The organism is Brevibacillus brevis (genome assembly GCF_031583145.1).
Classification (GTDB): Bacteria; Bacillota; Bacilli; order Brevibacillales; family Brevibacillaceae; genus Brevibacillus; species Brevibacillus brevis_E.
In genome coordinates this window covers 3727982-3750745 of the sequence record NZ_CP134050.1, presented here as the reverse complement: position 1 = coordinate 3750745, position 22764 = coordinate 3727982, and the positions used below count along the sequence as shown (strand labels likewise).

At 54.6% G+C, this 22764-nt stretch carries 25 protein-coding genes, 1 other RNA gene and 2 riboswitches; of the genes, 17 read left to right on the top strand and 9 right to left on the bottom strand.

Annotated elements, in window-relative coordinates; genetic code table 11:
- The first annotated feature begins 1 nt into the window (after position 1).
- On the top strand, positions 2 to 1195 hold the full coding sequence (locus tag RGB73_RS18635; protein WP_310764260.1) for an ATP-binding protein: 1194 nt from the start codon (positions 2 to 4) through the stop codon (positions 1193 to 1195).
- Between the two features lie 26 nt (positions 1196 to 1221).
- Entirely contained in the window at positions 1222 to 1842 is a 621-nt protein-coding gene (kynB, locus tag RGB73_RS18630; protein WP_310764259.1) for an arylformamidase, read from the top strand.
- 123 nt (positions 1843 to 1965) lie between these two features.
- Here the strand turns inward: kynB and RGB73_RS18625 are convergent, their stop codons facing one another.
- Positions 1966 to 3168 (bottom strand): saccharopine dehydrogenase family protein, encoded by a 1203-nt coding sequence (locus RGB73_RS18625; RefSeq protein WP_310764258.1) that lies wholly within the window; start codon positions 3166 to 3168, stop codon positions 1966 to 1968.
- 439 nt (positions 3169 to 3607) lie between these two features.
- Here RGB73_RS18625 and zwf point away from each other — a divergent pair, with 439 nt between their 5' ends.
- From zwf to RGB73_RS18595, 6 genes are all read left to right on the top strand, one after another.
- On the top strand, positions 3608 to 5107 hold the full coding sequence (gene zwf / locus RGB73_RS18620) for a glucose-6-phosphate dehydrogenase (RefSeq protein ID WP_310764257.1): 1500 nt from the start codon (positions 3608 to 3610) through the stop codon (positions 5105 to 5107).
- A gap of 59 nt (positions 5108 to 5166) precedes the next feature.
- Positions 5167 to 6174 (top strand): Gfo/Idh/MocA family protein, encoded by a 1008-nt coding sequence (locus RGB73_RS18615; RefSeq protein ID WP_310764256.1) that lies wholly within the window; start codon positions 5167 to 5169, stop codon positions 6172 to 6174.
- A gap of 87 nt (positions 6175 to 6261) precedes the next feature.
- Positions 6262 to 6888, top strand: a complete 627-nt coding sequence (locus RGB73_RS18610) for a cyclase family protein (RefSeq protein WP_310764255.1) — start codon at positions 6262 to 6264, stop codon at positions 6886 to 6888.
- A 195-nt stretch (positions 6889 to 7083) separates the two neighbouring features.
- Complete coding sequence (locus RGB73_RS18605; RefSeq protein WP_310764254.1) at positions 7084 to 8370, top strand: ATP-binding protein; 1287 nt, start codon at positions 7084 to 7086, stop codon at positions 8368 to 8370.
- Between the two features lie 28 nt (positions 8371 to 8398).
- Positions 8399 to 8914 (top strand): DinB family protein, encoded by a 516-nt coding sequence (locus RGB73_RS18600; RefSeq protein WP_310764253.1) that lies wholly within the window; start codon positions 8399 to 8401, stop codon positions 8912 to 8914.
- A gap of 95 nt (positions 8915 to 9009) precedes the next feature.
- Positions 9010 to 9116: riboswitch (SAM riboswitch) on the top strand.
- A gap of 85 nt (positions 9117 to 9201) precedes the next feature.
- A riboswitch (SAM riboswitch) is annotated at positions 9202 to 9312 on the top strand.
- A gap of 54 nt (positions 9313 to 9366) precedes the next feature.
- On the top strand, positions 9367 to 10659 hold the full coding sequence (locus RGB73_RS18595) for a homoserine dehydrogenase (RefSeq protein ID WP_310764252.1): 1293 nt from the start codon (positions 9367 to 9369) through the stop codon (positions 10657 to 10659).
- 3 nt (positions 10660 to 10662) lie between these two features.
- Here the strand turns inward: RGB73_RS18595 and RGB73_RS18590 are convergent, their stop codons facing one another.
- Together RGB73_RS18590 and RGB73_RS18585 are read right to left on the bottom strand one after the other, a co-directional pair.
- The gene (locus RGB73_RS18590) at positions 10663 to 10794 is read right to left on the bottom strand and encodes a hypothetical protein (RefSeq protein ID WP_310764251.1); all 132 of its coding nucleotides are present in this window, start codon (positions 10792 to 10794) and stop codon (positions 10663 to 10665) included.
- A gap of 63 nt (positions 10795 to 10857) precedes the next feature.
- The gene (locus RGB73_RS18585) at positions 10858 to 12012 is read right to left on the bottom strand and encodes a CapA family protein (RefSeq protein ID WP_310764250.1); all 1155 of its coding nucleotides are present in this window, start codon (positions 12010 to 12012) and stop codon (positions 10858 to 10860) included.
- A gap of 144 nt (positions 12013 to 12156) precedes the next feature.
- Between RGB73_RS18585 and RGB73_RS18580 the strand changes: the two genes are divergently transcribed.
- Positions 12157 to 12969 (top strand): VOC family protein, encoded by an 813-nt coding sequence (locus RGB73_RS18580; protein WP_310764249.1) that lies wholly within the window; start codon positions 12157 to 12159, stop codon positions 12967 to 12969.
- Positions 12970 to 13049: 80 nt separating this feature from the next.
- On the opposite strand, the gene RGB73_RS18575 is transcribed toward RGB73_RS18580, so the two are convergent.
- Positions 13050 to 13529, bottom strand: a complete 480-nt coding sequence (locus RGB73_RS18575) for a CcdC family protein (RefSeq protein WP_310764248.1) — start codon at positions 13527 to 13529, stop codon at positions 13050 to 13052.
- A 93-nt stretch (positions 13530 to 13622) separates the two neighbouring features.
- A complete protein-coding gene (locus tag RGB73_RS18570) occupies positions 13623 to 14822 on the bottom strand; it encodes an MFS transporter (RefSeq protein ID WP_310764247.1) in 1200 nt (399 codons plus the stop codon).
- Positions 14823 to 15024: 202 nt separating this feature from the next.
- On the opposite strand from RGB73_RS18570, the gene RGB73_RS18565 reads away from it, so the two are divergent.
- Together RGB73_RS18565 and RGB73_RS18560 are read left to right on the top strand one after the other, a co-directional pair.
- A complete protein-coding gene (locus RGB73_RS18565; RefSeq protein WP_310764246.1) occupies positions 15025 to 15705 on the top strand; it encodes a CPBP family intramembrane glutamic endopeptidase in 681 nt (226 codons plus the stop codon).
- Positions 15706 to 15726: 21 nt separating this feature from the next.
- Entirely contained in the window at positions 15727 to 16290 is a 564-nt protein-coding gene (locus tag RGB73_RS18560; protein WP_310764245.1) for an RNA 2'-phosphotransferase, read from the top strand.
- Between the two features lie 6 nt (positions 16291 to 16296).
- Here the strand turns inward: RGB73_RS18560 and RGB73_RS18555 are convergent, their stop codons facing one another.
- A complete protein-coding gene (locus RGB73_RS18555) occupies positions 16297 to 16830 on the bottom strand; it encodes a DUF309 domain-containing protein (RefSeq protein ID WP_310764244.1) in 534 nt (177 codons plus the stop codon).
- An 89-nt stretch (positions 16831 to 16919) separates the two neighbouring features.
- On the opposite strand from RGB73_RS18555, the gene RGB73_RS18550 reads away from it, so the two are divergent.
- On the top strand, positions 16920 to 17168 hold the full coding sequence (locus RGB73_RS18550; protein WP_310764243.1) for a hypothetical protein: 249 nt from the start codon (positions 16920 to 16922) through the stop codon (positions 17166 to 17168).
- A gap of 60 nt (positions 17169 to 17228) precedes the next feature.
- Here the strand turns inward: RGB73_RS18550 and RGB73_RS18545 are convergent, their stop codons facing one another.
- Positions 17229 to 17342: a YjzC family protein gene (locus RGB73_RS18545; RefSeq protein ID WP_396136222.1), complete on the bottom strand. Its 114-nt coding sequence runs from the start codon at positions 17340 to 17342 to the stop codon at positions 17229 to 17231.
- A gap of 195 nt (positions 17343 to 17537) precedes the next feature.
- Here RGB73_RS18545 and RGB73_RS18540 point away from each other — a divergent pair, with 195 nt between their 5' ends.
- The 5 genes from RGB73_RS18540 (at position 17538) to ssrS (ending at position 21708) form a co-directional block, all read left to right on the top strand.
- Entirely contained in the window at positions 17538 to 18485 is a 948-nt protein-coding gene (locus RGB73_RS18540) for a GntR family transcriptional regulator (RefSeq protein ID WP_310764241.1), read from the top strand.
- A gap of 544 nt (positions 18486 to 19029) precedes the next feature.
- Positions 19030 to 19380, top strand: a complete 351-nt coding sequence (locus RGB73_RS18535; RefSeq protein WP_310764240.1) for a DUF4870 domain-containing protein — start codon at positions 19030 to 19032, stop codon at positions 19378 to 19380.
- Positions 19381 to 19518: 138 nt separating this feature from the next.
- The gene (locus tag RGB73_RS18530; protein WP_310764239.1) at positions 19519 to 20667 is read left to right on the top strand and encodes a CaiB/BaiF CoA transferase family protein; all 1149 of its coding nucleotides are present in this window, start codon (positions 19519 to 19521) and stop codon (positions 20665 to 20667) included.
- A 17-nt stretch (positions 20668 to 20684) separates the two neighbouring features.
- The gene (locus RGB73_RS18525) at positions 20685 to 21452 is read left to right on the top strand and encodes an enoyl-CoA hydratase/isomerase family protein (protein WP_310764238.1); all 768 of its coding nucleotides are present in this window, start codon (positions 20685 to 20687) and stop codon (positions 21450 to 21452) included.
- Between the two features lie 65 nt (positions 21453 to 21517).
- A non-coding RNA gene (gene ssrS, locus RGB73_RS18520) (6S RNA) lies at positions 21518 to 21708 on the top strand.
- Positions 21709 to 21890: 182 nt separating this feature from the next.
- Here ssrS and RGB73_RS18515 read toward each other — a convergent pair.
- Positions 21891 to 22367, bottom strand: coding sequence for a hypothetical protein (locus tag RGB73_RS18515; protein WP_310764237.1), 477 nt, complete (start codon positions 22365 to 22367; stop codon positions 21891 to 21893).
- Between the two features lie 32 nt (positions 22368 to 22399).
- Positions 22400 to 22744, bottom strand: a complete 345-nt coding sequence (locus RGB73_RS18510) for a DUF2512 family protein (protein ID WP_310764236.1) — start codon at positions 22742 to 22744, stop codon at positions 22400 to 22402.
- Between the last annotated feature and the right edge of the window lie 20 nt (positions 22745 to 22764).

Below are 22764 nucleotides of genomic sequence, written 5' to 3'. Positions count from 1 at the left end.
GATGACGAAGATCGAGATCTTGAAATCCATGGTCCGCGGCGATCAGAAAAACGCTGCGGCATGGTATCTCCTGGGGCTGGAGTACACTGAGCAACATAACCGCGTAGAAGCGTTGCTCGCTTTTACCCAAGCCTTGGCTTACGGGGACGAGGAATTGAAGCAGTCGGTCATCAGGGAATTGAACAAGCTGAGCCGGGAAGCGCCGCAAAGCACGGGTGCGGAGGTGCAGGAAACGGAGGTCTTGCTGTCGAAAGGGAAGCACACTCCTGCTGTAATGCGCGTCATCGAGGGAGGCAAAAACAGAAAAAACCGTTCCGATCAGCCGCTGACAGAAAAGGTCGTCGACTTTTCCGAAGTAGGTGGATTGCACGATGTAAAAGAAGCGATTCGGATCAAAATGGTCCAGCCGGTTTTGACGCCCCAGTTGTACGAGCGATTCCGCAAACGGGCTGGAGGCGGCGTGCTCCTGTACGGGCCGCCGGGTTGCGGGAAAACGTTTTTGGCCAGAGCGGCTGCCGGCGAGTGCAGCGCCAAGCTTTACCACGTGCAAGTGGCGGATATTCTGGATCCGTACGTCGGTGCCAGCGAGCAAAACATCCGCGACCTGTTTGCCTCCGCTCGCCAGCATCGGCCTGCTGTCCTGTTTCTCGACGAGATGGATGCACTGGGGTATCATCGGGGCAAATCGGCATCGCCGTGGATGAGGGGAATGATCGATCAGCTGTTGGCGGAGATGGAGCGAGCGGCCAGACAGTTGGACCGGCTGCTGCTTCTGGGCGCCACCAATCTGCCGTGGGACGTCGATCCTGCCTTTTTTCACTCGGGGCGCTTTGACAAGGTCGTGTTTGTCGGACCTCCCGACTCCGAGGCACGCGCGGCGATCTTCCGGCTGAAGCTGGAGGGGCGGCCGACGGAGCCCATCGACTATGCCCAATTGGCAGGCTGGACGGAGCTGTATTCCGGGGCCGACATCGAGTATGTCGTCGAATTGGCTACCGAACAAGTCCTCCACGACATCTTGGCGACAGGGATCGAGCGGCCGATTCGCATGAGCGACTTGCGGGAATCGATCGCCGCGACTCGTCCGACGACGATCGAATGGCTGCGAACGGCGAAAAATTACGTCAAATACGCCAATGATGAAGGATTGTACGACGGAGTCGAACAGTTTTTGACGGCACACAAGCGAATCTGATCCATGGAAGCGGAGGAGAGACAGACATGAAAATATTCGATATTTCAAGGCCGCTGCTGCCGGGCGTTCCGACATGGCCAGGCGATACGGAGTTCCGGTATGAAGTGAACTGGCCGATGGCAGAGAGCGGTTCCGTCAATGTAGGGAAGCTGACGATGAGCATTCATACCGGCACCCATGTGGATGCCCCCTTTCATTTTGCAGACGACGGGAGAAGAATGCTCGAGCTGGATGTTCAGCTGTACGTGGGACCCGCCAGACTCATCGATGTCTCGGGCAAGCCGAGCATAGGAGCGGAAGACTTGCGGCCATTCGATCTGGTAGGAGTTACACGGCTGCTGTTGCGCACCAGCTCATGGGAGGATCCGACTCGCTTTCCGGAAAAGATTTGCTATCTACGCTCCGATCTGGCTCCGTACCTGGCCGAGATAGGAGTCCGGCTGATCGGTGTGGACGTGCCGTCTGTCGATCCGTTGGACAGCAAGGAGCTGCCCGCTCATCACGGACTGCACGAGCACGATATCCACATTTTGGAGGGTCTTGAATTGGACCATGTTCAGCCTGGAGATTACGAATTGATCGCGCTGCCGCTTCCGCTTGCGGAGGCAGACGGGAGCCCGGTGCGGGCCGTACTGCGTTCCGTTTAAGGCCCCTCCAATCAGGACATCTCGGAGGGAAATCACTTATGGCTGCGATATGCAGGCACATGCCAAAGAAACCGTTCGAGCGCGAGAGTGGCCCGAACGGTTTTTGTATCTCAACTTACGTCTTTACGTGATTTGCAGGAGCGGAGAGGTTTTTTCGATCACGTCCCAGACCATGCCGCGCGCCTTCAGCTTGCTTAAAAACGGAATCGGGTCGATCAGCTCCGGTGGAATGCAGCCTGTGGCCGACAAGGACCCCTCGGCGATCATGTCGACAGCGACGACCGGCGGGATGCCGGTTTGCCAGATCGTCGCCTGGAACTCGGTCTTGAAAAATACCTCGTCATGGTTCGCGATCGTGTAGACGTAAATGTCTTTTCGCTTGTTATCCTTCTTTCCTTTGACGAGGGCTCCGACGCTGGAATAGCCGTGAATTTTCCCCGCCAGATCCACGGGCTTGGGCATCGAGGTCACGACCACGTCGCGAGGGGCTACCCGCACGCCCTTCACCTCGATTTCCTCGTCGCTGTCCAGCCCCAAATAACGCAGTACCTTCAACGTGTTCACGAAGTCAGGGTGCAGGGCGTATTTGAAATCGACGTATTTGCAGCCTTTGGCCCTGCCGATGGTCTCCCCCAAAGTAGTCGCTTCCTCGTGCTCGACATGGTAGCAATCGAGCCAGCCGATGGGCTCGGGAAACTCGAATTCTTCCTTGTTGGCTAAAGGCGTGGGCAAATACTGCTCGCCTTTCGCCGCGGTCCAATAGTTCGGCTTCGCCAGACACTCCTGGATGGCGGTCTGGGGGCTGAAAAACGAGCAAAAGCCGTCGTAGTCCACGACGGAATTGTCGCCGTCGCGGATGAGGATTTCATCGACCTCGTCCAGTTGGTCCACCGCGTAGCGTGCGGCGATGTTGGAAAAACCGGGATCGCAGCCCAGACCCATGATTCCGAGTATCCCGGCCGCCCGAAATTGATCGTTCCATGCCAGTTGCTTGCGCAGCCAGCGAGGCCCGCAGGAAGCGGTGTCAATGTAGTGCGTCCTGGTGTTCAGGCACGCTTTCATCACGGCGAAGTTGTTTTCAGGAAGGCCGATGTGGAGCAACACGTCTATGTCTCCCAAAATAGCTGTCACGCTGGAGACGTCGCGGGCGTCCACGCGCTTGACCTGAATCTCCACATCGGTTTCCCGGCGCAGTTCAGCCGCCAGCTCTTCCGCAGGTCCGATCGAAATATCCGCCAGGACCAGCTTCTCTACATACGCAGACTTCATGAGTTCACATGCGCTTACTTGTCCTACTCCGCCGACTCCCAAGATTGCGACGCGCATACAGTCCTCCTCCTATTTACGAATACATGCAACCTCATCGCATTCGAAACCGCCATTTTTGCAGATGTAAATCAATCGTGGCAGGGTGCACCCGCACTTCTCGGAAGCTGTCGATCGGTTCCCGGGGACGCAGTCTCATTCGCATGCCAAGACCTCCTTTGTGCTTCGCCTTCGTGGCGTTCGGCCGAACATCGTGATGATGGTGGAAAGAACAATTCCACTTTGTACATGTATATGAAACGCCCCTGACGTCCCATGCGCAGGGAGGAAGAAAACGACAGCGGGCAGCCGAAAGGGAATCTGCTTTCTTCGTTCGGGAAAACTACGGAGGCAGAAAAAAGAACGATCTTGATTACGGACGCGTTTTCTCTAATAATAACGATGTACTCATGTACTACTTACTCGCAGCAAAAATTGCAGGAAGGAGGCGGGATCGCACATGGATTCGATGACCTTTGTGCTCTTTGGTTCGACTGGAGACCTGGCAAAGCGAAAAATTTACCCTGCCTTGTACAACTTGTATCTCGACAAGAAAATGCCTCCCGCTTTTTCCATTGTAGGCGTAGGCAGAAGAGAATGGTCCGACGAAGAGTTTCAGGCGAGCATCGCACAGTCCATCCGCACGTTTTCTCGACGTCCCCATCCGGACCCGTCGGAGCTGGAGACGTTTCTCGCTGCGTTTCGTTACTGTGCTGTCGATGTGACGGATCCAGAGGCCTTCCACCCGCTGCTGTCGGTCGTGACACAGCGCGAAACCGAGCTCGGGCTGCCGGAAAACCGGATGTTTTACCTGTCTGTCGCCCCCGAGTTTTTCGACGTGATCGCAGCGAATATCAAGGCATGCGGCCTGGGGGAGACGACCGGCTGGAAGCGGCTGATTATCGAAAAGCCGTTTGGGCACGACCTGAACTCAGCCAGACAGCTGAACGAAAAGTTGAGCGCTGCGTTTTCGGAAGAGGAGATTTACCGAATCGATCACTATTTGGGCAAGCCGATGGTACAAAACCTGGAAGCGTTGGAATTTGCCAATCCGGTGTTTCAGGCGCTGTGGAACAACCAGTATATCGCCAATGTACAAATTACCGCAGGGGAAACGGTAGGCGTGGAGGAGCGGGCCGGATACTATGATCAGGCTGGTGCCCTCCGCGATATGGTGCAAAACCACCTGCTGCAAATGCTGATGATGACCGCCATGCACGTGCCGAAGCGAATGACGGCGAGTGATATTCGAGCGGAAAAGCGCAAGGTGATGGAAGCCGTCCGTCCTCTGAAAACGGAGGATGTATGGAAGCATGTCGTTCGCGGTCAGTACGGGGCTGGGGAGGTACTTGGCAAGAAGGTGGTCGGGTATCTCGAGGAGCCGGGTGTCCGGCCAGACTCTCAGACCGACACGTTCGTAGCTGCCCGCGTCTGGATTGACGATCCATTTTGGCAAGGCGTCCCGTTTTACATCCGCACGGGCAAGCGAATGAAAGAGAAATCGACGAGAATCGTCATCGAATTTAAAAATCCGCTGGAAAAGCTGTATCGACAAAAGCGGGAGAAGCCTGCGCCCAACCTGTTGATCATCAGTGTCAATCCGGATGAAGGAATCGCCCTGCAAGTGAATAGTAAGAATCCGTCCAATCGCGGAAAAATTGAGCCGGTGACCGTGGACTTCTCGGCAGGAACGGAGGATGTCCCTGAGGCGTACGAGCTGCTGCTGTTCGACGCGCTGCGAGGAGACTCCACGTACTTTGCCCACTGGAAAGAGGTCGAGCTGTCCTGGATATGGGTGGAGCCGATTTTGCAGGCATTCCGGGAGAATCTTGTGCCGCTGCACGAATACACTGCCGGGTCCCATGGTCCAAAGCAAGCACGTGACCTGCTCGCGGCAGACGGATTTTCGTGGTGGCTGGACAAAGAGCCGGAACGTCAGCCGATCCCGGTGCATTCGTAACAGCAGGACAGTGCGTTCATAGGCGAACAGAGGTACAGATGTGAGGAGAGTGACTCGCGATGCGGTTTGGCGTCATCGGAACGAATTGGATCACCGAAGAATTCATTGCTGCAGGCAGGGAGGTATCGGGCTTTTCTCTTGCGGCCGTCTACTCCCGGACACGGGAGCGGGCCGAACAGTTCGCAGAAAAACACGGAGCGCCGCATGTGTTTACGGATGTCGCCCGGATGGCGGAGAGCGGCGTGATCGATGCGGTCTACATCGCCAGTCCCAATTCCTTTCATGCCCGGCAAGCCATCCTCTGCATGGAGCACGGGCTGCACGTACTGTGCGAAAAGCCGATGGCCTCCCATGCTCAGGAAGTGCAGGCCATGATCACGGCAGCGCGAGAAAATGGCGTACTGCTTATGGAAGCCGTCAAGTCGACGCTCGCCCCCAATTTTCAGGCGATCCGCGACAACCTCCACAAGCTGGGCAAAATCCGCAAGTATGTCGCCGCGAACTGCCAATACTCGTCACGCTATGACGCTTACAAGAACGGAACCATACTGAATGCGTTTGACCCGGCCTTCTCGAACGGCGCCTTGATGGATATCGGCATCTACTGTCTCTATCCACTGGCGGTCCTCTTCGGCAAGCCGATTTCTATCAAGGCGGAGGCGGTCTTGCTGGAGTCTGGCGTCGATGGAGAAGGAAGCATCCTCCTGAAATATGAAGACAAAGAAGCGGTCGTCATCTATTCGAAGATAACCGACTCGTATTTGCCGGCCGAAATTCAGGGAGAAACCGGAACGATGGTCATCGACAGGATCAATCACCTCACCCGGATCGAAATTCGCTACAGGGACGGGCGAGTGGAAGATGTAACAAGGCCGCAGAAGCCGAAGCTGATGCCTTACGAGATCGAGGAGTTTCTCGCTCTCGCCAAGGCAGGAGCGCTGGAATCCGCCACAAACTCGCATGAAAGCAGCTTGATCACCATGGAGATCATGGACGAGGCGCGCAGGCAGGTGGGGTTGGTGTTTCCTGCGGATCTGGAAGGGAGAGAAGGATTCCCTGCCCGCTGATTGGAATCAAGGGGAAGGGCGGCAAGCTGGAGAAAGCAGGCTGTCGCACCGATTGTCCCGAAAAATCCTGGAGGAGGTCATGTTGCGATGAAGATGTACGATGTAACCGGAGCGATTTTCGAAGGAATGACGGTGTACAAGAACAAGCCGGAGAAGCAGCCGAGGATCAAGCCTGTCACAAACGGGTATGTGACGGAATCGAGGATCGAGCTGGACGTTCATACCGGCACGCACATAGACGCCCCTCTCCATATGGTGACGAAGGGCGAAACATTCGAGACCATCGATTTGGAGAGATTGGTGGGAAGTTGCAAGGTACTTGACCTTACTCACGTGGAGGACTGCATTACCCGCGCTGATCTCGAGCCATTGGACATCGGGCCCGGCGATTTTGTGCTGTTCAAGACTAAAAATTCGTGGGATGAGGCATTTTCTTTCACCTTTGTGTACCTGAGTAGCGACGGGGCCGAATATTTGGCTGACATCGGGGTGCGCGGCGTCGGAACGGACGCACTGGGGATCGAGCGCAATCAGGAAGGCCATCCGACGCACAAGTCGTTGTTTGCCGCCGGAATCATCATTATCGAGGGCTTGCGCCTGCAGGAAGTGCCGAAGGGAGAGTACTTCATGGTAGCAGCACCATTGAAGCTGCTCGGAACGGATGCCTCGCCTGCTCGGGTGCTCTTGTTTGAAGGGATTACCGTCACTTCGTAAGGGTAGTGCATTCCTGACAGACAGACCGATGGAGCCGTTTGTTCCGGCGTAAATGGCTCCCCCTATGCAAAAATATGCACGCAGACTCCCTCTTCAGTTGGAAGGAATCCCGGAAACGCGTAGCGAAGAAGATGCTGACATCCAATTTGTACCAAAAAGGGATTTCCCCAAAATGAAGACGAAGAGGCGATACGGGTGATTCTGATCAAGCATGTGATGTTGCAGCTCTTCATCGCTCTTTTGCCATTCATCCTCTTTAACGTGCATTATCGGGATAAGCTGCGAAATTACAGCCAGAAATTCGTGATCGTCTCCAGCGCTTTGTCTCTGTTTTTGGCCATGACGTTCTCCTGCAGCATGGTAGACGGATTTTTCTTTGATGTCCGCCATATCATCATGTATTTCGGCGTCCTATTTGGCGGTGTGCGGGCTGGTTGCGTGCTGCTTTCTGAATTTTTTGTCTACCGCTTGTACTTGGGAGGGGACGGCTTATGGACGGGATCGTTTATTTTTGTGTGTACGTTTTTCCTGTCCCTTCTCTTACGGGAGCTGCACAAAATCTCCAGACGAAAGACCTTCGTCACATGTCTGGCCGGCCTCGTTCTCGCCGTTCACCCCTCCCTCATTCTCTATCTGAATCACCCCGACCACGTCACGGTCTATCTTCTCGAGCACTTGCTGGTCTTTCCCCTCCAATATTTGATAGGGATTTGGCTGCTCACTACCTTGTTTCAGAAGGCAGTTTCCGACAAGGCCATTTTCATCAGCTACTTGCAGAACGAAAAGTACGAAGCGATCAGCCACGTCGCCGCCTCACTTGCCCATGAAGTGCGCAATCCGCTAACGGCGGTGAAAGGATTTTTAAAGCTGATCCGCTCCAGCACGCTGGAACGAGGAAAAATGGAGCAGTACATCGATATCAGCCTGATGGAAATCGTCCGGACGGAATCGGTGCTCTCGGATTATTTGTCGATCACCAGACCGCCCAGCAAGCAAAAGGACAAAACCAACCTGTCCCAACACGTGCGTGTCATGATTGATGTCATGTCTTCGTATGCGATCATGAGCAATGTTCAGCTCGTGCTGGAACAAGAACCGGTCGCTCCGGTATGGATCGTGGCGAATGGGGAGGAAGTCAAGCAGGTTCTCGTGAATTTTATGAAGAATGCGATTGAAGCTTGTGTGGAGGTGCCGCAAGCGAAGGTGTCTTTGAGCCTGATTCTGGCAGATCGTCATGTTCTCCTGGTCATCAAGGACAACGGGGTGGGGATGAGCGCCGATCAAATCAATCGGCTCGGTTCGATCTACTACTCGACGAAATCGAGCGGAACCGGATTGGGATTGACCTACTCCTTCCAAATTATCCGCGCCATGGGAGGTTCCATCGCGGTGAAAAGCGAGCCGAAAGCCGGAACGGTCTTTACCATTTCGCTTCCGCTGCAAGAATATGCGCCTGAACCATCTGTTTCGCAGATTTGGTAAAATCCAGTACCCAGGAGGAAACAAAGGAATGAAGCGTCCAACGAACGAAGAGCACATCGCATACTATGGGAAGTATGTGAATCTGGTTCCGGAAGGGGATCTGCTGCTTCAGTTGTCCAGACAGATGGAAGAGACCGTGCAAATGCTGTCTGGCCTGACGGAAGAACAAGAAAACTACCGGTATGCTCCCGGAAAATGGTCAGTGAAAGAAGTGCTTGGACATCTCATCGATACGGAACGAATCATGAGCTATCGGCTTTTGCGGATCGCCAGAGGGGATCAGACCCCGCTTGCGGGCTACGACGACGAGGCGTACGTAGCGGAAGGGGAATTTTCTTCCCGGCGGATGTCGGAGCTTCTCGACGAATACAAGGCGGTACGGCAGTCCACCATCGCGATGTTCAAAGGAGTACCAGCACGTGCATGGGAGCGGACCGGGGTTGCGAACAACAGCCATTGTTCGGCCAGAGCGCTGGCGTACATCATTGCCGGTCATGAGCTTCATCATGGCATCCTTCTAAAGGATCGGTACCAAATCGGGTGATTTCGCCGATTCGTATGGCAACTGACTGAAAAGAAACAATTTTGTGTTGACGGATTGGGTGGAATTTCTTAGAATAGCCTAAACAGCATACAACGTTCTTATCCAGAGAGGTGGAGGGTCTGGCCCGATGAAGCCCGGCAACCGTTGCGTAATGTGACAAGGTGCCAATTCCTGCGGGACGAATTGTCCCGATAGATAAGAAGCGGGCTACTCGTAGACGTCATACGAACCTTCTTCTTGTCGAGGAAGGTTTTTTGTTTTGAGTTTGACACAATTGAATTGCGGTTTTCTTATCGAGAGAGGTGGAGGGACTGGCCCGATGAAGCCCGGCAACCGTTGCGAAGCATTGCGACAAGGTGCCAATTCCTGCAGGATGTGCGCGTCCTGGGAGATAAGAAGAGGGTGCAGCGATGCCGACCAGCCTTCTTCTTCCCCGAAGAAGGCTTTTTGTTTTGAACAAGATTGCCGATGAGGTGAAAGAGATGAGTGCAGATGTCGTCAAAGTAGGGTTGTTGGGGCTTGGAACAGTAGGAGGCGGCGTGATCAAGACAATCCGCTCGCAACAGGAAAAGCTGACCTCGCGCCTGGGCAAGCGAATCGAAATCGTCAAGGCGCTGGTAAGAGACTCGGAAAAACAGCGAGCCGTATCGCTCGACCGCTCCGTACTGACCACTGATTTCGATGAGGTATTGCAAAGCGACGTGGATATTGTCGTGGAGGTCATGGGCGGAGTCGAGCCTACATACGAGTACGTACGGGCTTTGATCGAAAAGGGCTGTCATGTGGTCACGGCGAATAAGGAGCTGCTGGCGAAAAAAGGGACCGAGCTCGTTGATTTGGCCAACCGGCATCACGTTCATCTCGCGTACGAGGCGAGTGTAGCCGGGGGCATCCCGATCCTCGGCGTGCTGCGGCAGTTTCTGCGGACGAATGACATCACAGGGGTTCGGGGGATTCTCAACGGAACGACCAACTTCATTTTGACGAAGATGGAGACGGAGCAGCAGTCTTATCACGACGTCCTGAAGCAGGCGCAGGAGCTCGGATACGCAGAGGCCGATCCGCGCTCGGACGTGGAAGGCTTTGACGCGATGTACAAACTGTACATTCTCGCGCAGCTGGTATACGGGGAATCATTGCCTTTGGAAGAGGTGAACCGGCGCGGCATCGCGGATTTGACAGCCGGGCAGATCCGAATGGCCAGCGAGCTCGGCTACCGAATCAAGCTGATTGCCCAGGCGCACCGCAGAGGTGACGGTATCCGACTATCCGTAGAGCCGACCGCACTGCCGACGAGCCATCCTTTGGCTCAAATCCAGGACGCATTCAATGCGGTGCAGCTCTCGGGAAATATCGTCGGAGATCTCCTGTTTACCGGAAGGGGGGCAGGCGAACTGCCAACCGCCAGCGCCGTCGTCGAAGATCTGGCGTACTTGCTGACGCAGCCGTTCATCCCGCATCCGGCATGGAAGGAACGGGAAGCTGCGACGAGCAGCAAAGAGGAAGTGGAGGGGCATTCGCTCTGTTACCTGGAGGGTTCGGGTCCGGCTGCCACTCCGGACCAGGTGCTGCACTTCCTGCGCCGAGCAGGCGTGAGTGTCCACAAGCTCAAGGTGCAATTTGACCTGGGAGGCGTCTTGCGGGCGGGGTTGATCACCAGCGGCCTCGAACAGGAGCATGCCGATCTGCTGACGTCAGATTTCGGCTTGCAGGTACGGTGTTTTCCCTTGCTGGGGGACGCGTAAGAGCTATTTTTTCGGCTCGCCGGCATCCCCGTTTTGTTGATTGTTCGGAAAAACGGCTTTTTCCCATTTCGTCAGGAAGTAACCGGACAACAGAAAGACCCCGACTGAGGCGAGCGCGATGATGATTCCGGTCATGTCCAACCATCCTTTCGGTTTGCGTCGTATACTATGTGTTACGAAGCAAACAACAGCAAAGTTTCACTCCACACGGCCATTCGGGTGAATGCTCACCTGTCGGGAGATGGACTCGATCCGCTTGCGCAAAAGAGCGCCGTCCGATTCGTTCATCGGTACGGCCTGGCCCAGTTCAGCGTGGTAGGGGAGCATCGTCAGCGTGCAGTCTCCGCTTTTGGTGCAGCTCGCTTGAAGCACCATGCTCTCCCACGTCTTCGGTTCGGATGCGCGTGTAAAGATAAAGTTTCCGAGGCTGTATGCGATCCATTTCCCGTTGTACTTCTCAAAGCCTTGGAGGACGTGAGGATGGCCGCCAACGACCAGGTCTGCGCCTGCATCGATATACGCGTGGGCCAGCATAGTCTGATGATCGACCGGTTCGTCTACGCGTTCCTTTCCCCAGTGGGCGATGACCACGACGAGGTCTGCTTCCGTCTTCGCCTGGCGGATCGCTTCGGCGGCTCGTGCCGGATCGTAGCTCGCCGCCACTCCCGGCTTGTTTTTACCGGCGTACCAGCTTACTTCCGGTATGACTCTGCTAAAACCGAGCAGCGCGACCCGGATGCCGTTTTTTTCAAAAAAGACGGGTGCGTATGCGCGCGTGTCATCCCTTCCGGCACCGACATACTCCAGTTGTTCGGCTTCGAGGTTATGCAGGGTATCCAGCAAGCCATCCATCCCTTGATCCATGGAATGGTTGTTGGCCAGATTGACGGCGTCGACACCGGCTTCCTTCATGGCAGGGAGCGAGGCGGGAGGCGATTTGTACACAAATTCCTTGTTGTCGGAAGGGGTTCCCCGTTCCGTGACGGGCGTCTCCAAATTGACAATCGTGTAGTCATCCGCGAGAAACAGAGGTCGGACATGCGCGAATGCGTACTCGTACCCCTTTTCCTGCAGCGTCTTTTCGACATTGCCTGACATCATGACATCGCCCGCAAAGCTCAAGGAAATGGCCGCTTCAGGGGCAGATCCGGTCGAGTCGGATGCGGATGGCGATGATGGCAATTCGGATTGATTTGAGGCATCGCGATGAAGAAGATCGATCATTCCGTACAATCCGACCCCGAGCGCGGCGACCAGGCAAAAGAGAAGCGTGTGCCGCCCTACCCGGAGCCACCTGCGCCTCGCTTTTTTGCGTTGTTCCATTCTGCGGATGGTTCGGCTCGTTTGATTCATGGCTCCCCCTTTCTCTATATAGGACGGGACTAACCCGGACATGGTTTCACATTCGCATGATCGTCTTTCCTTTTCATGGGAGAGAAAGTACAATGGACAAAAATCGGCGCCCGTCCGTCGGGCGAGGAATTGAGGTGGAATAACGTGCACTTGACTTTCGATCATATGGTACATTTTCTGCATCGCTCCCCGGGAGAAGCGGCAGACAGGTTTCGGGAACTGGGGTATCACGCGGTAGCGGGAGGCAGGCATGAGAAGTGGGGCACATGGAATAGCCTGAGTTACTTTGGGCTCTCCTATGTGGAGTTTTTGGCGGTCGAGCGCGCGGATGTGGCCGAGCAGTCTGACAATCCGCTGATTCGCCAGCTGGTAAATGAGCGCAGCGCGGGAGAAGGCTTCGGCCAGATTGCTTTGCGCACCCGCGAGATGGACCAGTGGGACGAAGAGCTGCGCAAGCGAGGGCTGCAAGTGAGGGGCCCCGTGGCAGGGAGCCGGACACGGGAGGATGGCACGGTCATTCGCTGGCGCATGCTTTTTCTCGAGGATCCGTCAAGCAGGCTGATTCCTCCTTTTCTTATCGAGTGGCATGAAGAGGATGCGGGCCGTGAGCGCGACCTGGCCAATCGCGGCATATTGGCTCCTCATCCGAATGGAGCGCAAACCGTTCAATCCATCGGCTACGCGGTAGCCGATCTGGACGAGGCGGCCGAGCGCTGGAGCAGGTGGTTTGGCTGGGAGGGCAGCGACATTTTTTCCGACGAACAGCTGGGAGCGCGTTGCCTGACGTTTCCCCTGCCCGGGGGCGACATCGTTCTTTGTCAGCCGACTGGAGCGGGATGGACACAGGAAGCGTTGGCGAGCAGAGGAGAACGCCCGTTTTTTGTCCGCTTGGCCGGGACGGATGGGAGCGGGATGGATACCGTGTTCGGCGGAAGGTATGTACGAACGGGACGATGAACGCAAGCCCCCCATCAGGGAAATGAAAAAGCGAGGGTGCTCCGTACCAGGCGGAGGCCCTCGCTTTCTTTATTCAAGCGTTATGTCCCAAACGTTTTTTTGGTCAACTGACGGTACATGTACAGCATCGCGATTCGCCAAGGCACCAGCATGCCGAATGCGAGCAGGAAGAACAGACCGCCCGTTTGCAGGGGCGTGAACGAATCGTTGATTATCAATTTGATGATCAGGCGAATGATCAAAAGCCCAAGCAAGATGACGAAAAAAGCCTTCGACCGTTTGAGGTACACATCCTGCCCGACAATTTCAAAGCGTGACGTCAGGATCAGCGGAATAGAGAATACCAATCCGACGAGAAAGGCCGTAAAGTCGTACATGGGAGGTGTAGCTGCCTCCGGTAGGAAAAACATCAAAAATCCCGTCGCCATAAAAAACGGCGGCAAAATAATGCTCTTGGCGGACACCGGTCTTTTTTGCCGACGCATCCGTACGAAGATTACCAGCGTCGCCATGATGAGCGGCACGAGGATGCCCAGTGCCGTTGAAGACAATATTTGCATGGAAGAATCCCTCCAATAGTTTTACGCTGATACTCTTATCATACACGATTGTCGGAATGAAGGTAAAGGATCTGACAGTGATTCCCTCATTTTTTACGCGGCCGCTTCGTCATGAGCGCGCACGTCCAGCTTGTGTTTTTTGCTGTACCCGTACGTGATAAAGCCAAACAGCACGGTAATCGTCCCGATGAGCAGCAAATATCCGGAAATGCCCAAGAGGTCCAGGCAGACACCGGTGACGCCCAAGGCAAGCAGGAAAAAGCTGCGATCGAGCATGCTCTTGAAGGAAAAAAATCGGCCCTGCTGATGCTCCGGCAGCCGCTTTTGAAAGATCGTGGCGGAGACGGGGAAGAAAAACGCTACCACGAATCCGAAGGCGGCAAAGGATGCGAGCACCATCCATTTATGCGCGGCGAAGGACATGCCGTATTGCGAAATGCCGAAAAAGACGAGCATGAGAGTCGAGGAAGCAACCAAATTGCGGCCGCCGATCCACCGCTTCGCAAGCAGGCCGCCGACCAATATGCTGAATCCTTCCGCCATGTAGATCCAGCCCATGAGCTGCGGCTCCTGCTGGATTTCGCTGAAATTGAGAATCATCAGATTGACGCCGCCAAGGAACAGCGTGATCAGGCCGTTGTTGATCAGGCCGACCAACAGCGCCGGGTCCCGCCGGGCGATCGTCAGCACTTCGCGAAACTCCACTTTTTCCTTCAATGTGCGCGTAGACACGTGGGGAATACGCAGAAAGAGCGTGACGACAGCAAGTACGGCATAGGCGATGATAGAGCAGACGTAAAGCATGGACAGCTCCATCGAGACGACCAGCACCCCGCCGACGGCCGTCCCGCCGATGCGCGACAGTGTGGAGATATTCAAATAGATGCTGTTCGCCTTCAGCAATTCGTCCTTCGTCAAAATAGCCGGCAGCGATGCCTGCACGGTCGGGAAATAGAAGGCGGCGGAGCACTGCATGATGATGAGGGAGACAACCATCCAGGGGATGGAATTGCTTGCGAGTGCCGGAAACATAAAGACGGGGCTCAGACAGCGAATCAGGCTGGCGAGCATCATGACCTTCTGCTTGTCATACATGTCGATGATGACGCCGGCTTTGGGGGAGAGCAAAATACTTACGACGAGGCCGCTCATCAGGACGAGAGCTTTGACCGTATCGGAAGGGATCAAGCTCTGCATGAACTGGAGATTGGCAATGATTGAGATCCACATACCCGCCCCCGCGATGACTTCGCCGGTCATCAGCAAGAGGAAGGTTCGGTTGCGCCATAGCATGTGAAGTACTCCTTATCCAATTTTTTTGAATGAACAGATAGATAACCCACAGTATAGCATTTCCGGAATCATTTGTATATTTCGCAAAGCTGCTTGCATTCAAGGCGGGTAGATGGGGAAAACTAAACTGATTCGGGTCGGCAGGTAACGGTCAGACTGACTCGGGGTTTTTCCTTGAGGAATCAGAAGGAGGCTTGTCCTCATGATCAAAAAACGGTCCCTGCTCTTGGTGATCGTATACGGCTTTGCCGCCACACTGTCCATTTTTTACGGCCTGGTGGAACGGCAGAGCCTGTTTGTCACATTCGTCTGCTTCCATCTCCTCGTCTGTTTGTGCGTACCCTTGATTCACGCCTGGTGGGAAGGGAACCTGAGCAGAAGCTGGCAGGTAGCCTGGGGAAAATTTGAGTGGAGAGGGGCCGTCTTCGGCTTGGGGCTGGGCATCCTGCTGATGGCTGCCGCAATCGCGGGTATCTGGCTGCTGCTGCAAAGCGACGGGAGGCCCGAGCAAATCAGGCAGACTCTGGAGAGATGGGAGCTCAGCAGGCGGTGGATTTGGTGGTTTTCTCTGTACCTGGTGATCGTCAATTCGCTGCTGGAAGAGATGTTCTGGCGCGGCTTTGTCCTGGAGCGGTTCGTGTCGGTGCTGGTACGATCGCACGCAGTGCTGCTTTCGAGCTTTTTTTATTCGCTGTACCACCTTATCGTATCGAGCGTGCTCTTCGGGTTCAAATGGGGATGCTTGATCACGCTGCTCGTGTTTGTCGTGGGAAATGTGTGGGGGTGGATGAAGGCGAGGTACCCCTCTGTGTACTCTACGTGGTTCAGCCATTTGCTGGCCGATCTGGGACTGGTGCTTCCGGTCATCTGGTGGATCTTTTAAAGGATAGGGGGAAGGCAGGATATGCAGGCAAGCCATGAAACAACAAGACTGCGCAAGCGACTGCTCAGCATTTTGAGACAGAACAGCGAGTACGTCCAGCTCTATTACGATACATACGGCTACACACCTGTAGAGCCGCTGCTCGCATATATACGGACATTGAAAGGATGCGCCTACGTGACTCGCTCTGATTTGCGGGAGGTCGTGGAGAACGATCCGGGCCGGCTGTTTGAATGGGATCAGGGGGATTTGATTCGCGCGACGCACGGGTTCATGCCGGTTGTGAGCAAGGGCAGGCTGGCGGAAGCAGAGCCTCCGGAATTTTTATACTACGGGACGCACAAAAAGCTCGTGCGGCAGGCCTTCGCAGCTGGTCTGCTGCCGATTGCCAGCGAATACGTCCAGCTTGCGGATCGGGTGGAGGCCATCGGTCTGCCTGCAGGTACGCTGGAGATCCTCCTGGTGAAAGCCAGGGAGGCCCATGCGGCAGGCACCCCCTTTTTCCGGCTGGCTTCCTCCCCTTCCACATCCGACCCGTATTATTTTTGCAGTGCGGTTACAGCTGATTGTCTGGAGCCGCTGTGACGCTCCTCACGCCTTCCCGCTTCGTCTTTGTTCGCGGAGCTGGAGCTGGCGCTGGCGCTCGGCATGCACTTCGCTGCGGTCGCGAAGGGTATGCTTGTTGAGCAAGTAGGAATCGCTGAGGTCGCTCTCGCGGGAGGCGGGGGCCTTTCGGGCTGCGCAGGCATCCTCGTACTGTCGGCGCAAACCTTCATCTTTGATTGGCAGGTCTAGGCTACGGTAGGCTTCTCCGTCCTTTACCTCTTTCAGTCGGGCCTCCAACAAGCTCGTCAAGGCATTGTCGTCCATCCCTAATCGCTGGATGTCGTCCGGATGCTGCTTGACGATCCGGATGGCGCTCGCCAGCATTTTAAGTGCGCCGTTCTGATTGCCGCGGCGTTGATGGTACAAGGCGACCGCAATCTGGATGAGGCCCACCCATACTGCTTTACGTTCGTTGGCAGGGAAGCTCTTCCAGTACTCTTCCAAAATTTCGTGGCATTCAAAATAGTCTCGATCGACATGAAACTGAACCAGATAGTCCAGATATGGCTGCGGGTACATGGGCAAAACACCTCGCTGCTTGGTTTTCAATTGACAGGATATATACTATTATAAAGGAAAGCGTGTAGAAAACGAGGTGCGAACATTTCATGACCACGGAAGAATTGCTGGCCGTCTTGGAAAAAAAGAAAATGACAGACGTGATAGAGTTGATCGATGATGCAAAAGCAGGCGAACTGGAAGAGCTGGAGCTCGTGGAAAGCTTGGGCTTGCTCATGGACGAGGAGCTGAACAGGGAAGTCCTGAAGCTCCTGGAGAGCCTGGGGGTCTCGATCATTTACGTAAGCGGTGACGACGAGGACGAAGAAGAAGAAAGCGAAGAGGACGACGAGCAGTAGCGGGATAAGAAGAACCAACCACTCCAAAGTGAAGGGTTGGTTCTTTTTCTTTTCAACCAGTCATTTTTGCGTCCATACCCGGTTTTTGTTGCGCGTGGCGGGGAACTTCTCTCCACGGCTCAACTCGATAATCATCGGATCCTGTACGCTTGCTCCTGATTCTCCGATTTCCATGTAAACAGCGTTTTTGGGTGAATTTTCACCTTCACGAAAACGGCTGTGTTCTCCCATCAGGTCACCTTCTTTCGTGGCTGGTTATGTGGACACGATTAGTATTTCCGCCGCAATCGCCTTCATGCTGCCCCATCTATTGACGTTCTGTTCAAAATTCATATACGATGATTTCAGAAGCGAAGGAGAGGTGGATTCATGATAAAACTCATCCTGCAAAAGGACTCGAATGTTTCGTACCACGAACAATTGTACCAGCAGATAGCCGCCTTGATCCGAAGCGGGGAGCTCCCGCCGAATGAGCAGCTTCCGACGGTGAGGGAATTGGCAGCCCAGTTGAAAATCAATTACAATACCGTACGCAGCGTATATTTGCGGCTCCAGCAGGAAGGGATGGTCGATTCCCGCCAAGGCCGAGGCACGATTGTGAGCAACGTGGTCAACGATCCGCTGCTGACTCGCAATCCGGCTCATCTGGCTTTGCTGGCGAAAGAGACCTTGCACAAAGTAAAAGCGATGGGGTATTCCATCGATGAATTCACCCGCGTCCTCTCTTCGGTCATGCAGGAAATCAACCAGTTCCCGGTCTTGTTTCTCCGGTTTACGGAGCTGGAGCTGGCAGAATATCTGCGGCTTGTCCAATACCACTTGCCGAGTGCGATGGTGGAGGGACGCACCTTTGAAGACTTTATCGAAAGGCTCGAGCAAGATCCGAGCTTCCTCCATCAATACAAAGCGATTGTGACACACCCATCCGTCAATTTGCGCATGATGAAGCAAACATTGCCCAGGGAGGCTCCCCCACTCGTCAGTCTCGATTTCATCCCGGATCCAACCACGGTCATCCCGGCGATGGAGGCTTATCCCCGCCATACGAAGGTCGGTCTTATTTGCGCCACCATCCGAGGGGCGGCGGGCATGATCAACGATTTATACAATGCAGGCATTACCCACCTCGATTTGCGCACGATCGAAGCCAACCATCCGGATGTGTTTGAGCTGATCGCCAGCTGCGACGTGGTGTACATATCCAAGCCGGGTTATATGACCAGGCCGCATCTTCTTACGCTTCCCAAGGTCAAGGAATATCAAGAAATCCCGGACCATCACGGAATCAATGAACTTCGGAAGATCGTCACTCAGTAAATATGCTCTTATCAATCCTTATCCCTTCCTCCTCCTCGTTTTTTCTGGCCATGCCGCCGAGACGCCAAAGTCATGCTTTCGCGCTGCTTGGGACAGTCGCATAGGCTTGCACAAGCAGTCGGGACATTCGCTGATTTTCGCTATCATCTAGACAGATGTCCATGCCAATACGCCGTCACCCACATACCTTGTTGATGTACCGATCAAGAGGGGGTGAGGTTAATGGGTTGCGGATGCAGAAGATCTCGTTGCAGATGCCACGTTACGAAATGCTGCAAAAAGAAATACTACAAAAAACACTGCTACTACAAGCCTGTTTACAGAACGGAGTGCAAACATAGCCACGGCGGTTACGGCCATCATGACGGCTATGGGTATGAAAGCCACGGCTACGGTTACGGTCACGGTTCCTCTTCGGGTTCTGGTTACGGCGGCAAGTATTAATTCATCCGAAAAAGCGCCAGTCAGGCGCTTTTTCGTTTTTTCGCAACTTTGCGTCAAAATTGTCGTACACTAGAAATAACCAAATCTAGGAGGAATCATCATGAATGTTTTGTACGGAAAGGAGGAGAGGATGTGGGCTATGATCGCCCACCTGTCCTCCCTCGTCGGTTTTTTTATTCCGCTTGGAAATGTACTGGGTCCGTTGATCGTTTGGCTGGTCAAGAGGGAGACCAGTCCGTTTGTGGATCGCCACGGAAAAGAAGCAGTCAACTTTGGCATTTCCGTCACGATTTACGCTGCCGTTTCCAGCATCTTGCTCCTCGTCTTCATCGGCGCCCTTCTGTTGATTGCCCTTTTTCTGTTTTGGGCGGTTTTCTTGATCATGGGAGCGGTGAAAGCCAACGAGGGGAGCGAGTTTCGATATCCGCTTACGATTCGTTTCATTAAATAATCATTCGGCACGCAGTCGTTCCAACGGGGAGCGGCTGTTTTTTGGGGATCATAATTTTGAATTTTCAATCAGGGGAAGGATGCCATGCCCGCCACCGCGAAAACAATGGAAAGGCAAACGGAGGAAAGGGTGTACGATATGTTGACAGGAGTTACGGTCGTCGATTTTTCCCGCCATCTTCCTGGACCGATCTGCACCATGAGACTGGCTGATCTGGGGGCTGAGGTCATTGAAATCACGTCATTCTCCGTCCATGACCATACGTCACAGGCTCCACCGACCGGCTTGGAGGGCAGGGAGACGGGAGCGTTTTACCTGCGTTCCCATCGCAACCACAAAAGCATTTCGCTGAATTTGCGTACGGATGAAGGAAAGTCGCTCGCGTTTGCCCTGGCGAGACAAGCTGATGTGATGGTCGAGAGTTTCCGCCCAGGGGTGCTGCGCCATCTGGGATTGGACTACGACAGCCTGTGGGAAGTCCATCCCGGCCTTATCTATTGCTCGGTCACCGGATATGGTCAAAGCGGAGAAATGTATCAACTGGGTGGCCACGATTTGAACATCCAGGCGGTTAGCGGCTTTTTGTCGGCTGTCCGCGACGGGGAAGGAAAACCGGTCATCGCAGATTTTCCTTTGGCGGACTACGCCGTCGGACTGTATGCCAGCGAGCAGATCTGCGCTGCGCTTGTCCAGCGATCCCGTACTGGACGCGGGGCTTATCTGGATGTCGCTTCCGGAGATCTCCTGTCCTCTTGGATGGGGCTGCACGCCATCCTGAGCAAATGCAGCGGGCCGAAAGAGTATGGAATGACGGGGAGAAGCCTGCTTGCCTATCAGGTATACGAGACTGCGGATGGGCAATACGTGGCCCTCGCTGCTTTGGAAGAAAAGTTTTGGCTGAATTTTTGTCGCGCTGTCGGCCGCCAGGACTGGGAGATGCTGCAGCGGGCGTCCATCGAACAGCAGCCGGAGGTGTACGAGGAGTTGAAAGCACTGTTTTTATCCCGTACCCAAGCGGAGTGGAGCGAGCTGGGAATGGAAGTCGATTGCTGCCTGACGGCTGTCGAGGAGAGGGAGAGCTGGGCGGAGAGCCTGTATGTCACGAGCCGCGAAATCGCCTATACGATCCCCTATTTGGAGAAAAAAGAGGCAAACTCTCCGGTGCCCGGATCATCTGCTTGGTACCGCGATCACACCCGGGATTTGCTGCGAAAAAAATTGGGATTGGCGGATGCGGAACTGGACAGGCTGCAAAAGCTTCACGTCATTCCGAGCGTGCTGTCGTAGAGAGGAGATGTCGTAGAATGGTGCAAGAAACTCCCGTCTGTACCCGGCTCAAAGGGGGCGTTTGGATTATCACGCTCAACCGCCCGCACGTGCTCAATGCATTGACTCTGGAGATGTTTGAACAACTGCGCGACGCCATCGAGCGGGGCTCCCGTGAGGAAGAAGCGGAAGTCGTCCTGTTGAAAGGCGCGGGAGGGAACTTCTGCTCCGGGGCGGATCTGAGCGTCCTGGGGGACATGAGCAAAGAGGCTGGAGCAGAAACAGCCCTCACTGTCATCAACGACTTTTTAACCCAATTGCATCACATGCCAAAGCCCGTGATCGCCGTGATCGAAGGGGTGGCTGTCGGTGCGGGGCTAAACCTGGCGCTGCATGCAGATTTCGTCGTGGCATCAGAGGATGCCGTCCTTCAGGAACCATTCGTTCACATCGGACTGACGACCGATTTCGGCGGGACGTACCTGCTGCCGCGGCTGGTCGGGCTCGCTGCGGCCAAACGGCTGGCACTGCTTGGCGAAAAGCTGACAGGCAAAGAGGCGGAGAGAATCGGCCTGATTTACAAAGCGGTGAATACCGCAGAGCTCGCAGACGAAGTCGAACGCCTGATTGCTTCCGTCCGCCGCATCCCGAAGCAGGCTTTTCGTGTAACCAAGGAAGGGCTGTCCCGGGCGTACGGAATGGATTTGGAGCAGGCGCTTCATTGGGAGAAAGCCCAGCAGTCTGCGTTGATCGCTCATCCGGATTTCCTGCCGCTGGTCATGGCCCGGCGAAAGAAACGGGAATGAGACAGCCGAGGCAGGGAACATTATCCGTTGAGCAAAAGCGTCACCTGTGGTAAAGTAGACGTATCAAGATCCTGCGATGTACGTAAGGCCGTAAATGTTTCTAACCTTATACGTGTTTTTCGGGAGACGGAATTCTGTGATGGAAGTCAGGCCCACCTCCTTTGGGATGAATGGGAAGGCAGAAGTGCGGAGGGGTCACCCACCTGTGTGAGCGCAGGTTATAGAAACATGAGGTCAACGGCAGAGCGGGGACTTGCTCTGAACGTCTAACAAGCCTTCGGGCTCCTATAAAACAAAAAACCACTTGGAACGAAAAGGTTCCGGGTGGTTTTTTTTGTACACAGAAGAATGGATAAGATTCCAATTCGGTATGAGGGCAACCGAGGCTCCGCCAAGCTTTTTGGCGGAGCCTCGGTTTTCGAATCGTGGTCGCGATCGTCAATGCGTAGTCTTGTTCTGCCTGTTGGAGCCGTTTCCCTGATCCTGCCCGTTTCCTCCCTGGTGTTGACCGTGTCCATCCTGTTGGTCTCCCTGACTTACGATCGTCAAAGACTGCTGCAAGGATTGCGGATCCTGGGCGTCTTGCAGGATTTGATACATTTGTAAAAAGTTCGCCTTCTGACCTTCCGGGATTCCCTTGATCCGGACGGTCATCTCCTGCGGGCCGTTTTGCTGCTGCTGTTGCTGCCCGCCGCCGCCGCTACTACTCTCCTGGCTGCTTGGTTGTTCATCCAGAAAGCTGAGGAACATGGAATCGCTGTCTTGACTGTCCTGACGGTCTTGCTGTCCTTGACCGCCGTTCTTTTGCGATTGTTTTCCCTGTCCTTGCTGGCCGCCTTGTTGCCCGCCTTGCCCTTGCTCGAACAAGACGCTGAATTCGTTCAAATCCGTCTGGATGATGCCGATGACGTTCATCCCGATCCTCCTTCCGTGAAAATGAATCAGCTTCAGCCCGGATGTTTGGTATGATGCACACCGCGGCGCTGCAAGTAATCGTGGTAAAAGTACTCCGCGACAGCGATCACAAATGCCGTTAGCAAAATGCCCGAGAGTCGGTAAGGCTGGAGAAATACGTAACTGCTTATCCAGAACAGGGCGAAGACCATGATGAAATCTGCAGTGGTCGCAAAGGTATTGTTCGTTTTGGGCAGGATGAGCGCATCGCCCAAGGCGTAGGCGATCAGACTGACAACGACACTCGTAACGACCGCGAACGTAAGGGACGTTCCCGACCAATAGAGCCCCGGTATGCCAATGATTCCGTTTACCAAGAGCTTGATCAAGATGTTCAAGGAACGAACACCTCCTTTCA